This is a genomic window from Flavobacterium ammonificans, assembly GCF_020885975.1.
Taxonomy (GTDB): domain Bacteria; phylum Bacteroidota; class Bacteroidia; order Flavobacteriales; family Flavobacteriaceae; genus Flavobacterium; species Flavobacterium ammonificans.
In genome coordinates, this window is record NZ_AP025183.1 from 1747877 (window position 1) to 1763533 (window position 15657).

Annotated in this window: 12 protein-coding genes; 5 read left to right on the forward strand and 7 right to left on the reverse strand. The window is 34.7% G+C overall.

The annotated features are described in order from the left end of the window. From LPC23_RS07890 to recG, 3 genes are all read right to left on the reverse strand, one after another. Window positions 1-3096, reverse strand: coding sequence for an efflux RND transporter permease subunit (locus tag LPC23_RS07890; protein ID WP_229329376.1), 3096 nt, complete (start codon window positions 3094-3096; stop codon window positions 1-3). A 34-nt stretch (window positions 3097-3130) separates the two neighbouring features. Further along, complete coding sequence (locus LPC23_RS07895) at window positions 3131-4186, reverse strand: efflux RND transporter periplasmic adaptor subunit (protein WP_229324382.1); 1056 nt, start codon at window positions 4184-4186, stop codon at window positions 3131-3133. Window positions 4187-4439: 253 nt separating this feature from the next. Next, a complete protein-coding gene (gene recG / locus LPC23_RS07900; protein WP_229329377.1) occupies window positions 4440-6548 on the reverse strand; it encodes an ATP-dependent DNA helicase RecG in 2109 nt (702 codons plus the stop codon). Between the two features lie 80 nt (window positions 6549-6628). Here recG and LPC23_RS07905 point away from each other — a divergent pair, with 80 nt between their 5' ends. Together LPC23_RS07905 and LPC23_RS07910 are read left to right on the forward strand one after the other, a co-directional pair. Then, the gene (locus LPC23_RS07905; protein WP_229329378.1) at window positions 6629-7078 is read left to right on the forward strand and encodes a NanQ anomerase/TabA/YiaL family protein; all 450 of its coding nucleotides are present in this window, start codon (window positions 6629-6631) and stop codon (window positions 7076-7078) included. Window positions 7079-7124: 46 nt separating this feature from the next. Further along, window positions 7125-7673 (forward strand): DUF1697 domain-containing protein, encoded by a 549-nt coding sequence (locus LPC23_RS07910; RefSeq protein WP_229329379.1) that lies wholly within the window; start codon window positions 7125-7127, stop codon window positions 7671-7673. Window positions 7674-7795: 122 nt separating this feature from the next. Here the strand turns inward: LPC23_RS07910 and LPC23_RS07915 are convergent, their stop codons facing one another. The 3 genes from LPC23_RS07915 to LPC23_RS07925 all read right to left on the reverse strand — a co-directional run bounded on the left by LPC23_RS07915 (window position 7796) and on the right by LPC23_RS07925 (window position 10619). Next, entirely contained in the window at window positions 7796-9211 is a 1416-nt protein-coding gene (locus tag LPC23_RS07915) for an amidohydrolase family protein (RefSeq protein WP_229329380.1), read from the reverse strand. A gap of 43 nt (window positions 9212-9254) precedes the next feature. After that, window positions 9255-10034 carry a C10 family peptidase gene (locus tag LPC23_RS07920; RefSeq protein WP_229329381.1) on the reverse strand — a complete coding sequence of 260 codons (780 nt, stop codon included), beginning with the start codon at window positions 10032-10034 and terminating at the stop codon, window positions 9255-9257. A gap of 63 nt (window positions 10035-10097) precedes the next feature. Then, a complete protein-coding gene (locus LPC23_RS07925) occupies window positions 10098-10619 on the reverse strand; it encodes a DUF7935 family protein (RefSeq protein ID WP_229329382.1) in 522 nt (173 codons plus the stop codon). Window positions 10620-10726: 107 nt separating this feature from the next. On the opposite strand from LPC23_RS07925, the gene LPC23_RS07930 reads away from it, so the two are divergent. The 3 genes from LPC23_RS07930 (at window position 10727) to LPC23_RS07940 (ending at window position 14728) form a co-directional block, all read left to right on the forward strand. After that, window positions 10727-11494: a sulfite exporter TauE/SafE family protein gene (locus LPC23_RS07930; protein WP_229329383.1), complete on the forward strand. Its 768-nt coding sequence runs from the start codon at window positions 10727-10729 to the stop codon at window positions 11492-11494. A 263-nt stretch (window positions 11495-11757) separates the two neighbouring features. Continuing rightward, the gene (locus LPC23_RS07935; protein ID WP_229329384.1) at window positions 11758-14094 is read left to right on the forward strand and encodes an ATP-dependent helicase; all 2337 of its coding nucleotides are present in this window, start codon (window positions 11758-11760) and stop codon (window positions 14092-14094) included. A gap of 13 nt (window positions 14095-14107) precedes the next feature. Further along, window positions 14108-14728 (forward strand): L-threonylcarbamoyladenylate synthase, encoded by a 621-nt coding sequence (locus LPC23_RS07940; protein WP_229329386.1) that lies wholly within the window; start codon window positions 14108-14110, stop codon window positions 14726-14728. Between the two features lie 91 nt (window positions 14729-14819). Here LPC23_RS07940 and LPC23_RS07945 read toward each other — a convergent pair whose 3' ends face one another. Continuing rightward, the gene (locus LPC23_RS07945; RefSeq protein WP_229329388.1) at window positions 14820-15653 is read right to left on the reverse strand and encodes an OmpA/MotB family protein; all 834 of its coding nucleotides are present in this window, start codon (window positions 15651-15653) and stop codon (window positions 14820-14822) included. Window positions 15654-15657 lie beyond the last annotated feature (4 nt).

Genomic DNA, 15657 nt, shown 5'->3' on the forward strand with positions numbered 1-15657 from the left:
TTATTTAATTTCTTTTTCGTATTCAGCAATATGATCAAATTCAGGATAATGTTTTCTGGTTTTAGACCACATCATATATAAAGCTGGTATAACGAATAACGTTAGTACAAGGGAGAAAACAGTTCCTCCTACAATAACCACTCCCATACCAATTCTGCTAGTAGAAGCTGCTCCAAGTGATAATGCAATTGGCAAAGCGCCCAAAGCAATGGCTAAACTGGTCATTAAGATTGGTCGAAGTCGGGCTTCTGAGGCTTCTAAAATAGCTTCTAATTTTGGTTTTCCTTGTTCGCGTAATTGATTGGCAAATTCGACAATCAAGATTCCGTTTTTAGTAACCAAACCGATTAACATTACGGTTCCAATCTGGCTGAATATATTCCAACTTTGGTTAAACAACCATAATGAAAATAAGGCTCCTGCCACTGCCATTGGAACAGTTAAAATAATAATTATTGGATCTATAAAACTTTCAAATTGAGCAGCTAAGATTAAAAATATTAATAATAAAGCTAACCCAAAAGCAAAACTAGTATTGGAACTACTCTCAACAAAATCTCTTGATTCTCCTCCTAAATCAGTAGTAAAGGAATCGTCTAATACTTTGTCTTTAATTTCGTTCATAGCTTCAATCCCATCTCCAATACTTTTTCCGGGCGCTAAACCAGCTGAAACTGTAGCAGACATAAATCTATTATTATGATACAATTGCGTTGGATTACTTTGCTCTTCAATGGTAATGACGTTATCCATCTGAATTAATTCCCCTTTATTATTTTTAACAAACATTGAGGTCAGATCCAATGGCTTAGAACGGTCATTTTTTTCAAATTGTCCAATAACTTGATACTGTTTTCCGTTGCGTAGAAAGTATCCAAAACGCTGTCCACTTAATGACAATTGCAATGTTTGAGCTACATCAAGTACTGAAATACCTAAACTTTCTGCTTTCTCTCTGTCAATGGTAACATTGATTTCAGGTTTGTTGAATTTTAAATTCACATCCGTAGTGGAGAAAGTTTCATTCTTTGCTGCTTCTTCCATAAACAAAGGAATTTTTTCTCTCAACTTTTCAAAATTAGAAGCTTGTATAATATATTGGATAGGTAATCCACCGCGTCTATTAACTGCAATTGTTGGCTGTTCGATAACTGATGTTTTTGCTTCGGAATACCCACTTGTCCATTTGGTTAGTTTTTCAGCTACTTCTTTTTGAGACGCTTTTCTTTCGTTGGGTTGTAATAACGAAATTCTAACAAAACCACTATTTACAGATGAAGCATTAAAACCAGGTGAAGTAATCACTAAAGCTACTTTCTTTTCCGGAATAGAATCGTCTACTAATTTTGAAATCTCTTGCATAAAACGATCGGTATATTCATACGAAGAACCTTCTGATGTGGCTACACGCAATACCATTCCGCTACGGTCATCGTAGGGTGCGGTTTCTTTTTTTAACAAATTGAAGAACAGATAAATTAATCCAAAACAAGCTATTAATATTGGGAAACTCAACCACTTCTTTTTCATAAAACGGGCTAAAGAATCAGCATAGCCACTGTTTAATTTTTGAAAATACGGTTCTGTCAGATTGTAAAATTTCGACTTTTCTTGCTTTCCACCTTTCATCAAATACGCATTCAACATTGGTGTTAGCGTAAGTGAAACAAAAGCAGAAACTAAAACGGCTGCTCCAATAACGACGCCAAATTCCCGGAACAATCGTCCCACAAAACCTTCTAAGAAAATTACTGGTAAGAATACCGCTGCTAAGGTGATTGAAATCGAAATAACTGCAAAAAAGATTTCGTTGGAACCCTTGATAGCTGCCTCGATTGGACTCATTCCTTCTTCTACTTTTTTGAAGATGTTTTCGGTTACTACAATTCCGTCATCTACAACTAGACCAGTTGCTAAAACAATAGCTAATAATGTCAGTACATTAATAGAGAATCCAAACAACCACATAATAAAAAATGTAGCTATTAAAGAAACTGGAATATCAATTAAAGGTCGGAATGCAATGGCCCAGTCTCTAAAGAATAAATAAATAATTAAGACTACTAATAGGATTGAAATACCTAATGTTTCTGCCACTTCAATAACCGATTGTTTTACAAAAACGGTATTGTCAATTACAATATTTAACTTAATATCTTTAGGAAGTTCTTTTTTAAAGCGTTCAAATTCTTTGTAAAATGCTTTCGCTATATCTAAATAATTAGCTCCTGGTCTTGGCACAATAGCAACCCCTACAAGAGGAACGCCAGATTGCATCATATTAGTTTCCACATTTTCTGGACCAATTTCGGCTTTTCCAATATCACTAAAACGAACAATTTTATCCCCTTCGGAACGAATAATGATATTATTAAATTCTTCTTCTTTTGAAATGTTTCCAATGGTTCTCACCATTAATTCGGTATTGGATCCCGTTATTTTACCAGAAGGTAATTCTACATTTTGTTTGCTTAAAGCAGATCGAACTTCAGAAACAGTACAACCATAAGAAGCTAATTTTACAGGATCTATCCATAAACGCATAGCATAACGTTTTTGACCCCAAATTTGAATTCCACTAACGCCTGGAATAGTTTCTAATCGCTGACCAATAACATTTTCTGCAAAATCACTTAACTCTAAAGCATTTCGTGAATCACTTTGAACTGTCATCGAAATAATCGCATCACTATTAGCATCTGCTTTTGAGACGACAGGTGGCGCATCGATATCTTGAGGTAAGTTTCGAATAGCTTGCGACACTTTATCACGAACATCATTCGCTGCTTCTTCTAAATCTTTGTCTAAGTTAAATTCAACTGTAATGTTACTACTTCCTTGAATACTAGACGAAGTAACATTTCGAATACCATCGATGGAATTAATTGCTTTTTCAAGTGGTTCTGTAATTTGTGACTCGATAATATCAGAGTTGGCTCCAGTATAATTCGTACGAATAGAAACTTGTGCAGGATCAATGGAAGGGAATTCTCGAACGCCTAAAAAACTGTACCCAATTAAACCAAACAAAACAATAGTTAAGTTGACAACAATAGTAAATACAGGTCTTTTTATGCTTAATGTAGATAAACTCATTTGTGTTTTTTTAGAAATGTAAATTAGCTGATGCTTATTTAATCTTTACTACGATAGGAGATTCGTCTTTTAATGACATTACTCCCGAAGTTAATACAGTATCACCAGCTTTTAAACCTGATAATATAAGTATTGAGGCATCTGTTCTCGTAGCTGTTTCAACAAGTACTTCTTTTGCCATTCCTTTATTAGCAATAAATACTTTTTTTCCGTTTTGAACAGGAATAATTGCTTCGGTAGGAATAACCACGGCGTCTTTAATTATGTCTAAAGGGAGTTCCACATCTGCAAAAGTTCCTGGAAATAATTTACCATCTTTATTACTTGCTAATGCACGAACTTGAAGGGTTCTTGTTGCTATTTCGACTTCTGGCTCAATAGCATACACTTTGGCTGAATACGATTGATCTGATCCAGATACTTTAAATGATATAGTAGCGTTCTTTTTAACTTGAGAAGCATATTTTTCTGGAATTGAAAAAGTGATTTTTAATTGACCACTATTCACCAACTTAGCCACTAAAAGAGAAGGAGTAACGTAGGTTCCAGGAGAAATAGAACGCAATCCAATCTTTCCTGAAAAAGGAGCACGCACCGAAGTTTTTTCTATTTGGGCTTGAATCAGTTGGCTTTGCGCTTGAGTAGTTTTGTAATCGGCACGAGCCACTTCATATTCTTCCTGGCTAATAGCTTCTTTTTGGAGTAATAATTTAGCTCTTCTTTCATTTTCGGCAGACAAACTTTCTTTAGTCTTGGCCTGAGCCAATTGCGCTCTAAGTTCTATATCATTGACTTTGAATAGTAGTTGTCCCTTGCTCACATTACTTCCTTCTTGAAAATAAATAGCAGTTACAATTCCTGAAACTTCAGAGCGAATCTCCACTTGTTCATCGGCTTCAATTGATCCTGATAACGCTAAATTATTGTCAAATGTTTGCAAGTTAACTACATAGCCACTGACAGTTATAGGTTTTTCTTCTTTTCCTTTGTCTTTTGGACCGCCATTAGAACTGTTCTTTGTAATTCTGTAACCAATCAATCCTACTAAACCGATAATTAATAGGGAATAAACGAGAGTTTTTATTTTCATATTTAAATCTTGTGTCAATTTTACGCAATTAACAAATTTATAGCTTTGTGTTTTATAAGAGACATTTCATAACCATTAGTTATTAACTCTTTTTAAAAAGTTTTAACATTTAAATTGCAATTCAATAGACATTAAAAAAGCACAAAGGTTTAAATCGATGTAATAAAATGTAAAGATATTTTAAGATGGGTGATGAGTCAGTCAAGAAGTAGAGTACAATTACTGTGCTAGAATAAGAAAAGTAAGAACGAAATTAACTTATGTAATTCCAAATATTTTTCTTTTTTGTCATTTCAATGAAGACAGTTCGCATTGTAGCATGTTCTGGTTTTTGCATGCTTGCATCATCTCGGAGTAATTTCAGAGCATAATTTCTAGCTAGCATGAGAATGTCCCTATCTTTTACAATATCGGCAATTTGAAGATTTAAAACCCCGCTTTGTTGCGTTCCCATTAAATCACCGGGACCACGTAATTTCAAATCAACTTCAGCAATTTCAAAGCCATCATTAGTACTTACCATCGTTTCCATTCGAGTTTTACTGTCAGAACTTAATTTGTGGCTGGTCATTAAGATACAATAACTTTGTTCGGCGCCACGTCCTACACGACCGCGCAACTGATGTAATTGGGATAATCCAAAACGCTCGGCACTTTCAATAATCATGACACTGGCATTGGGAACATTAACTCCAACCTCAATTACCGTAGTTGCTACCATTATATTGGTTTTTCCTTCGGCAAAGCGTTTCATTTCTGATTCTTTATCCGCAGGTTTCATTTTTCCGTGTAAAATAGAAATGGAATACTGTGGTAGCGGAAAATCACGAGAGATACTTTCGTAGCCGTCCATCAAATCTTTGAAATCCATTTTTTCGGATTCCTGAATCAACGGATAGACAATGTAAATTTGTCTCCCTAAAGCGATTTCATCTTTCAAAAACTTCCAAACTTTCAATCGGTTGCTATCAAATCGATGTACCGTTTGAATGGGTTTTCGTCCGGGAGGTAATTCATCAATGACTGAAATATCCAAATCCCCATACAAACTCATCGCTAAAGTACGCGGAATAGGAGTGGCAGTCATTACTAAAACATGTGGTGGGATTTCGTTCTTCTTCCACAATTTGGAACGTTGCTCTACGCCAAAACGATGTTGTTCATCAATTACGGCGAGTCCCAGATTCTTAAACTGTACTTTATCTTCTAATAAAGCATGGGTTCCGATTAGGATATGTAAACTGCCGTCTTCCAATGCTTCATGAATTATTTTTCGTTCAGCAGTTTTAGTAGAACCAGTTAATAATTTTATGTTGATGTTGGCGGTCTTCGCCAATTCGGATAAGCCTATAAAATGTTGATTGGCTAATATTTCGGTGGGTGCCATCAAACAAGCCTGAAAGCCATTGTCAATTGCCAAAAGCATACTCATAAAAGCGACAATAGTTTTTCCAGAACCTACATCGCCCTGCAACAACCGATTCATTTGGGCATTACTTCCCATATCGGTACGGATTTCCTTAATCACTCTTTTCTGCGCATTGGTCAACTCAAAAGGCAAATGGTTTTGGTAAAAGTCATTGAAATGTTGCCCAACAGAAGTAAACGGATGTCCTTTAATTTTATGTTTCTGAATCAGGTTTTTGGTGATTAATTGTAGCTGAATAAAAAATAATTCTTCAAACTTCAATCGGAATTGGGCTTTCGCCAAAGCTTCCGAACTTTGAGGGAAATGAATATTAAATAGCGCGGCTTTCTTAGAAATCAGTTTCAATTCGTCCAGCAAATAATCAGGCAAGGTTTCTGAAAACAAATTTTGTGTTTCCAAAAACAATTGTTGCATCATTTTGATAATAACTCGGTTCGAAACACCTCGATTCGCCAAGGTTTCGGTAGAAGGATAAATGGCTTGCATGGCCGAGCGAAGACTTTTTTGGTGTTCGCTAAGCAATTCAATTTCAGGATGTGCCATGTTGAACGTACCATTGAATGAGGAACATTTTCCAAAAATCACAATCACTTCATTCAACTTTAAACTTTCTCGAATCCATTTATGACCTTGGAACCAAACCAATTCCATTTGGCCGGTATCATCCACAAAAGTAGCGACCAAACGTTTTTTATTTTTGCCAAATTCCACCGTTTTAATATGGATGATTTTACCAATGATTTGGACTTCAGAAACGGTGTTTTGTAACTCGTTAACTTTATAATAACGTGTTCTGTCTATGTAGCGATTAGGAAAGAAATTCACCAAATCTCCGTACTTAAAAATCCCCAATTCCTTACGCAAGAGTTCGCCCCGATTGGGACCAACGCCTTTAAGGTATTCGATAGGAGTTTGTAGAAGATTTTGCTGCATACTGCGAAGATAGTTTTTTGTTAGGAAAATAGAAAGTAGCGTTTGAAAATGATATATTTGAAAATTATTAAAACTACAAAATGATTCTCGATACTCTAGATAACTATCACCTTTACCAGTCTATTAATGAACGTATAGCCAAAGGATTTGAATTTATACACAATACCGATTTAGATGCTATTCCTCCAGGAAAACATGATATCGATGGTGATACGATTTTTGCTTTGGTACAAGAATACCAAACCAAACCTTTAGCGGAATGTAAATTAGAAAGCCATAAAAAATACATTGACATTCAATATGTAATTCGTGGTGAAGAGTTTATGGGAATAACTATTATGAACAATCAGAAGATTCTGGAAGTCAATGAAGATAAAGATTATACTTTTTATGAGGGAAGCACTTCTTTAGTGCTTGTTTCAAAAGGAATGTTTACTATTTTTTTTCCAGATGATTTGCACCAACCCTGTGTTCAAACAGAATCCGCTGCTGAAGTAAAGAAAGTAGTCATTAAAGTCTTAATTCAATAAATCGTACTTCGTATCGTAAATCTACCATCGTAAATCGTAAATTATTATGACAACCCATCTCGCTTTACTTCGTGGTATCAATGTTTCTGGACACAATATGATTAAAATGGAAGCATTAAAAACGGCTTTGGAAAATATTGGATTTCAAAACGTGACCACCTACATTCAATCTGGAAATGTGTTTGTGACCACAGAAGAAGACAATCCCGCTAAAGTAGGTTTCCTGATCAAACAAGAAATCTTCAAAGCATTTGGTCACGAAGTGCCTGTGGTTGTGATTGCAAAAAAGGATTTGGAAGCTTGTATGACAAATAATCCCTATTTGAAAGAAAAAGACTTGGATACCAAAAAACTCTATGTCGCTTTTGTATCGATGGCTTTACGTAGCGACTCCATTAACGATTTAAAAATGAGTCAGGTGAAACCGGATCAAGCGCATATTGATGCCAATAGAATTTACATCAAATACGCAGTAGGCGCAGGAAAAACCAGACTAGACCAAAAATACATAGAGAAAAAACTGAATGTCACGACTACGACACGAAATTGGAATACAGTGACGCAGTTGTTGGAAATGTATGATGAGTTTGATTAAAACACTAAATATTTCGATTGAGAGAAAGTTTTTGTTTTGGTTTAGAAAAATTTTTAAAAAATAAACTTTTCGTTAAGTATTGAAAATAAGATTAAAAACGAATGTTACCGGTTCGTTGTTTTCTATTTTCTATTATTTATAAATATTTTCCAATCAAATTTATCTTTTTCTGCTGTATTACGATTTGCCAAGTCAGTAAGCATTCCATTTAGTTTTTTTTTGTCTAACCAATTGCCATTTACAAATACACCTGCAATTTTGCGAGTGTTTTTAATATCAGTAAATGGGTTATCCTCAAGCAAAATAAGGTCTGCAAACTTTCCTATTTCTATGCTACCAATTTGTTTTTCAATACCAAGCCATTGGGCAGAAAGTAATGTTGCAGAATTTAAAGCTTCTTGTGGAGTTAAACCTGCTTGTACTAAAAGTTCTAACTCATCATGTAGTGAAAAGCCTGCTACAACACCCGAAACTCCGGCATCTGTACCTGCAACTATTGGAACTCCTGCATCTTTAAAAGCTTTTACTAATTGAAAGTGAAACTTTACCATATTATCAAAGTAAGTTACATTTTCAGGTGAAGAATTTTTTACATAGTTATTTGCAGTTAGCCATTTACTTTGTAAAAGTGGGTGAACATATTTTAGTGAACTTAGATTTTTTATGCTATCAACGGAGTGAGTCTGCTTTGCAATCCAAAGCATTGTTGTTAAAGTAGGAGATAACCAAGTATCATTATCTTTTGAAAGTTTTGCGAACTTTACTGCGTCTTGTTCACTAAAACTAACAGAGTTTTTTGAAAATTCTTCTGCGTGGGCTACCATTCCGAAATGAGGAATAAATGCTTGCTCTAATTTACCTTGAAAAGCATTTGGAATATGTCCAATTGTTTTTAGTCCTTGTTTGTTTGCTTCGTCAATAATAGCATTGTAGGTTTCCATATTCAATTTAGAATAAACTTTTATAAAATCGTAACCCTCGAATTTTGCATTTTTTACCATTAGTCGTCCTTCTTCTGCTGTATTGGCAATTCTGCCTTGTCCATTGCCTCCATTTATGAGTGCTGCAAGTGCGATACGAGGCCCAATTACATAACCTTTTTCAATAGCTTTTTTTTGTCCAAAAGTTTCCATTTTGGAATCTAGGTCTAACACAGTTGTAACACCATTGGCAATAATTGGTGTCATAACATCTTGTGCGTTGAAAGTTAAGTCTGGTTTTTGAGTTGCAAACTTTTGTCCAAAATACGCATCAGTTGGTAAATGAACGTGAGCATCTATAAGCCCTGGAATAAGCCACTTTCCTTTACCATCAATAATTTTAGCATTTTTTGGAATCCTTCCGTTGATAGATTCGATTCGATTTTCAGAAACAATCACCGTTGCATTGTTTATGATAGCGTTTGAAGAGGTCATTGTAATGACATTTACATTTTTGATGACATAAGTTGTTTGCTTTTGTGAATATCCTTTTACTGGTTTTAAAAATGAGAAAATTAATAGACTCATAAAAAAAACTAAATAGTTTGCTGATTTCATTTTGATTGTTAATTTTTGTTTTTTATAAAAAAATTGTTTCTGTTTAATATGGCTTAAAAGTATAAACAACTCTTAAGGCATTGTCATCTTTTCGCAAAATCCCTTTGTAAAAGTCATACCAACCATCATCTTGTCCACCTTGACCCTGATTTGTGTGCACCCAAAACCTTCCATTTTTATAACAGTAACCATCAACGACAATAGAGTGACCAAAGTCTTTTAGGTTTGCAAAATGTAAAAAAATCGGTCTTTTTTTGTTTATTTCTAAATAGATTATTTTTTCAAGTTTACTAAGTTTATTTGGTACAAGTTTTTGCCAAGAAATGTAACGTTTTACTTTTACTCTGTAATGTTTTTCCAATAATTTTGAAGCTGCCAATTTGTTCATATAACGATCTGTTCCAAAGTCTTTTTGAACAGCCAAAGCTGCATAATAATTATACTTTGCCATTTGGTTAATTGCTTCTTTCGAAGTCATAGAATCAATCGAGAGGGTAAACAAATCAAAATCGAATTTAGAACTATCAAGGTCTTCTTTTATTTTATAGTTTTGTCTTGAAACGTATTCAACGTGACCATAAGGTTTGAGTTTATGATAATAAACAATTTGTGCTAAAGCAGTACTCCAACATCCTGTCCGTAAAGAATCTGGAGTATATTTTTCAAAACCTCCCATTTGTTGCCAATGTGTTTTTGTCAAACAATCAGCGTCCGACATACATTTTGATTTGTCAGGAAAAAAAGGGAATGATGAGCAAGCGGATAAATTGATCAAAACGAATAATCCTAAAGCAAGAGCAGTTATTTTGTGTTTTCTTTTCATAATTTTAATTATTTCAAATTAAAAAACCAGACTCATTATTTAATTTTAATTTAATGTTTTACTCTACCACAACTGTCCCACTTCTTGCTTAATCAAGTCTAAGGCGGCATAAGTAGGAGCGGCTTTATCTACTAAACTACTCACTACAAATTCTCTCAAATCAGCAGCGGTTTGAACTTTTTCGTTTTGAGAGGCAATACGAATCATTTGAATAGTAGCATTTTTAGCCGTTTGAATGATAGACCAACATTCACCAGACACATAAATTTGTTGGCTTAGATTGTGTTCAAATTCTTGTTGGATTTGGTCAATGATAAAATTTTCATATTCTATTTTATCATTGGTTACTGGGGTATTTCGCAATAGTATTTGTGCTGGATGAATGCGTTCCATCAACAAAGTTAGACGTTCGTAGGCTTGCAAGCGCAGCGGTAAAATGTCTTTTTTGTTTTCTTTTTGTAATAACCAACGACGGGTGTTTTGTTGGTCTTTAAAAGAACCTTCAAATAAAAAATAAGCAACACCTCCAGTTACTAATGAAGGTAAAGTATATCCAAGGATTTCAAGTATTTTGGCTGTTTCCATTTGTTTTTTTCTATTTTTGAAACACAAAAATACGCTTTTTGAGTTTGTAACGAAATAGTTTGTCATTCTAGAATCATAAATAGCGTATCAATTGCAACGAAACCTTTATGGAAAATTACATTATCATTTTACTCTGTTTGGCTGCCTTTTTTGCAGGATTTATTGATGCTGTCGTAGGTGGTGGCGGACTAATTCAAACTCCAATGGGATTGATATTACTGCCCAATTTACCTGTTTCTACAGTAGTGGGAAGTTTGAAAATTCCTGCTTTTAGTGGTACTTCTTTCGCGGCCTACCAATACCTCAAAAAAGTGGATATGAATTGGAAATTACTTTCCATTATGATGTTATTAGCATTTCCATCGGCTTTTTTAGGTTCGACTTTACTGACTTATGTGAGTAACGATTTTATGAAACCTATTTTGTTGGTGGTTCTTTCTTTTTTAGTGATTTACACTTATGCCAAGAAAAATTTCGGACAACAAATTGAAAAGAATATTTCCGCTAAAAGACAATTATTCAATGCTGTCAGTATTAGTTTCGTGATCGGTTTGTATGATGGTTTTATCGGACCTGGAACAGGAAGTTTTTTGGTGGTAGCCTTTATTGCTATTATGGGATTTGATTTTTTACACGCTTCCGCGAATGCGAAAATGGTCAATTTGGCTACTAATTTTGGTTCGATTTGTTTGTTTTTTATCAAAGGAAAAATCATTTGGGCGATTGCCATTCCGATGGCGTTTAGCAATGCTTTAGGTGGATTTTTAGGCGCTAAAATGGCTATTAATAAAGGGAATAATTTTATACGAATCTTCTTTTTGGTGGTGGTAATTGGTACATTAATTCGTTTTGGATATGATGTGTTTTTTAAGTAGAATGCATTGGAAATGAATTTGTTATTAAAAAAATTCTAACCACATAAAAACATAGATTGAAGCACTCTCAAAAGAAAGTATAGAAATAATTATATTTCCCACAGAGCTATGTGAATAGTGAAACGTTTAACTCTTTCTTTTACTATAATTTATAGGCTATGTTTCTATGTGGTAAAAAAAACTTTAAATCAATTTTAATTTTCCAATTGTTACATTAATAGATTGCTAATCCTTATTTTTGCTTTCCATAATTTAATTTCCAAATGCAGCACTATATTGATCAATTGAACGAAGCGCAACGCGAACCAGTCCTTCAAAAGGACGGCCCGATGATTATCATTGCGGGTGCAGGTTCTGGTAAAACGAGAGTGTTGACTATTCGAATTGCGTATTTGATGAGTCAAGGCGTAGATGCGTTTAATATTTTGTCTTTGACCTTTACCAACAAAGCCGCGCGCGAAATGAAGAATCGTATTGCGTCTATTGTTGGAGCCAGTGAGGCTAAAAATCTTTGGATGGGAACCTTTCACTCAGTGTTTGCGCGCATTTTACGTTCAGAAGCGGAACATTTAGGATATCCTTCTAATTTTACCATTTATGACTCGCAAGATTCAGTGCGTTTGATTTCTTCGATTATTAAGGAAATGCAATTGGATCGCGATATTTACAAACCCAAACAGGTGTTGAGCCGAATTTCCACCTATAAAAATAGTTTAATTACCGTAAAGGCCTATTTCAATAATCCCGAATTACAAGAAGCCGATGCGATGTCTAAGAAACCGCGTTTGGGCGAGATTTACCAAAATTATGTGGAGCGTTGTTTTAAAGCAGGTGCCATGGATTTTGATGATTTATTATTAAAAACGAATGAGTTACTCACTCGATTTCCAGAAATATTAGCCAAATACCAAAACCGTTTTCGCTATATTTTGGTGGATGAGTACCAAGATACCAATCATTCTCAGTATTTGATTGTTCGCGCATTGTCGGATAAATTCCAAAACATTTGTGTGGTGGGAGATGATGCGCAAAGTATTTACGCATTCCGTGGTGCCAACATTAATAACATCTTGAATTTCCAAAAGGATTATGATAATGTAAGAACCTTTCGTTTGGAACAAAATTACCGTTCGACACGTAATATAGTGGAAGCGGCGAATACCATTATTGATAAGAATAAAACCAAACTGGATAAGATTGTTTGGACAGCCAATGATTTTGGACCAAAAATAAAAGTACACCGCAGTTTGACCGATGCGGAAGAAGGACGTTTTGTAGCGAGTACAATTTTTGAACAAAAGATGCAAAACCAAATGTTAAATGGTCAATTTGCTATTTTGTATCGTACCAATGCGCAATCGCGTGCTATGGAAGATGCCTTGCGTAAACGTGATATTCCATATCGAATTTATGGCGGACTCTCTTTTTATCAAAGAAAAGAAATCAAAGATGTTTTGTGCTATTTGCGTTTGATAATAAATCCAAAGGATGAAGAAGCCTTGATTCGTGTGATTAATTATCCCGCAAGAGGAATAGGGGATACCACTGTCGAAAAGTTGACTATTGCAGCCAATCATTACAAGCGCTCGATTTTTGAAGTGATGCAAAACATTGACAAAATCGACTTGAAACTGAATTCGGGAACCAAACAAAAGCTAACCGATTTCGTCAATATGATTAAGAGTTTTCAGATTATTAATGAAAGCCAAGATGCTTTTTACATTACTGATCACGTAGCCAAAAAAACAGGTTTAGTACAAGAATTGAAAAAAGATGCTACACCAGAAGGGATGGCTAAAATCCAAAACATTGAGGAATTACTCAATGGTATTAAGGATTTTACCGAAGGCCAAAAAGAAATTGATGGCGCACGTGGGGCCTTATCCGAATTTATGGAAGATGTGGCTTTGGCTACCGATTTAGATAAAGACACCAGCGATGAAGACCGCGTAGCTTTGATGACGATTCACTTGGCCAAAGGATTGGAATTTCCACACGTTTTTGTAGTGGGAATGGAAGAAGATTTGTTTCCAAGCGCGATGAGTATGAGTACCCGTTCAGAGTTGGAAGAAGAACGTCGTTTATTCTATGTAGCGTTAACTCGTGCCGAACATCAAGCGTATTTAACCTATGCGCAATCACGTTATCGTTGGGGAAAACTAACGGATAGTGAACCTTCTCGTTTTATTGAAGAAATTGACGGACAGTATTTAGAATATTTAACAGCTGCCGAATCTAATTACCGCTACAAACCGATGATTGATAGTGATATTTTTGGCGATGTAGACAAATCCAAATTGCGTCTAGCAAAACCCGTTTCAGGAACGCCACCTAAATACATTATCGATAATCAACCTAAACCAGACAGTCCTATTAGACGTTTGAAACCAGTAACTGGAAATGCTCCCAATTCTGGCAATGCTAATTTATTCGATAATAAATTAGTAGTTGGAAATATTGTAATGCACGAGCGTTTTGGCAAAGGCGAAGTGATCAATATGGAAGGTGTTGGAGCCGACAGAAAAGCGGAAATTCGTTTTGAGGTAGGAGGGATAAAGAAATTGTTATTGCGTTTTGCAAAATTGGAAATAATAGGATAGACTCATAAATACTATGGCTGAATTTATAAAAATATACCCTGACAATCCGAGTGAAGCGGCTATTGCCAAAGTGGTAAAAGTCTTGAAAGAGGGTGGTTTGGTTATTTATCCAACTGATACGGTTTATGGATTGGGTTGTGATATTACCAATACAAAAGCCCTGGAACGTATTGCCAGAATTAAAGGGGTTAAATTAGAGAAAGCTAATTTCTCTTTTATCTGTCATGATTTGAGTAATCTGTCGGATTATGTAAAGCAAATCGATACGGCTACTTTTAAAATCTTAAAAAGAGCGTTACCAGGTCCGTATACCTTCATTTTACCTGGAAGTACTAATTTACCAAAAGAGTTTAAAAAGAAAACGACTGTTGGTATGCGTGTGCCAGACAATTCTATTGCTTTAGAAATTGTTCGTCAATTAGGAAATCCAATTGTATCCACTTCTATTCACGATGAAGATGAAGTAATTGAATATACAACGGATCCAGAATTAATCTTTGAAAAGTGGCAAAATTGTGTGGATATGGTAATTGATGGTGGCTATGGAGACAATACCGCATCTACTATAATTGACTTATCAGGTCAAGAACCAATAGTAATCAGAGAAGGAAAAGGAGACGTAGATATACTTTAGATAATCATATTTAACTGTTTGTATTTTAAAATTTTAAATAAAAAAACGTCTTGAATATTCAAGACGTTTTTTTTATGAGATGAGAAGAAAATTATTTTTGTTGTTTCTTCATTTCTTTTTCTACCATTTCATAGAATTGGTCAATTTTAGGTAAAACTACGATACGTGTTCTTCTATTACGCGCTTTATTTTCTGAGGTTGTGTTGTCCACTAATGGAACATAAGAACTTCTACCAGCAGCAATTAATTGAGACGGTTTTACTCCTAAACTATTGGTTAATACACGAACTATAGATGTAGAACGTTTCACACTTAAATCCCAGTTGTCAAGTAAAATTCCGCTTCCAGTAAAAGGAACATTATCTGTGTGTCCTTCAACCATACATTCGAAATCTGGCTTGTCGTTTATTACTTTAGCGACTTTAGCTAAAACACCTTTTGCTTTGTCAGTTACTTCGTAGCTTCCGCTTTTAAATAACAATTTATCTGCAATAGAAATGAAAACCACTCCTTTTTCTACATTAATTTCGATATCTGGATCAGATAATCCAACTGCACTTTTTAAGCTAGTAACAACTGCTAAAGTAACACTGTCTTTTCTAGTCAAAGCGTCTTGCATTCTGCTAATTTTCAAATCTTTTTCTTTGATAGATTCTAAAGCTTTTTCAATATTTTCAGCTCCTTTAGTAGACAAGATAGCCATCTCTTTAGAAGTTTCCATTAAATTTTGATTTTGGTCTTTTAGAGCAATAGTAGTTGCAGATAATGCTGCCTTTTCCTCTAAACAAGTATTCAATTTAACGGTACAAGTATTTAATAAATCTTGTGTTTCTTTGTTTTTAGCTTCTAGTTCAGCATATTTCTTTTTTGAAACACATGAACTCAATAGTGCTAAAACTGATAAAGCTAATACAACTTTTCTCATAAAA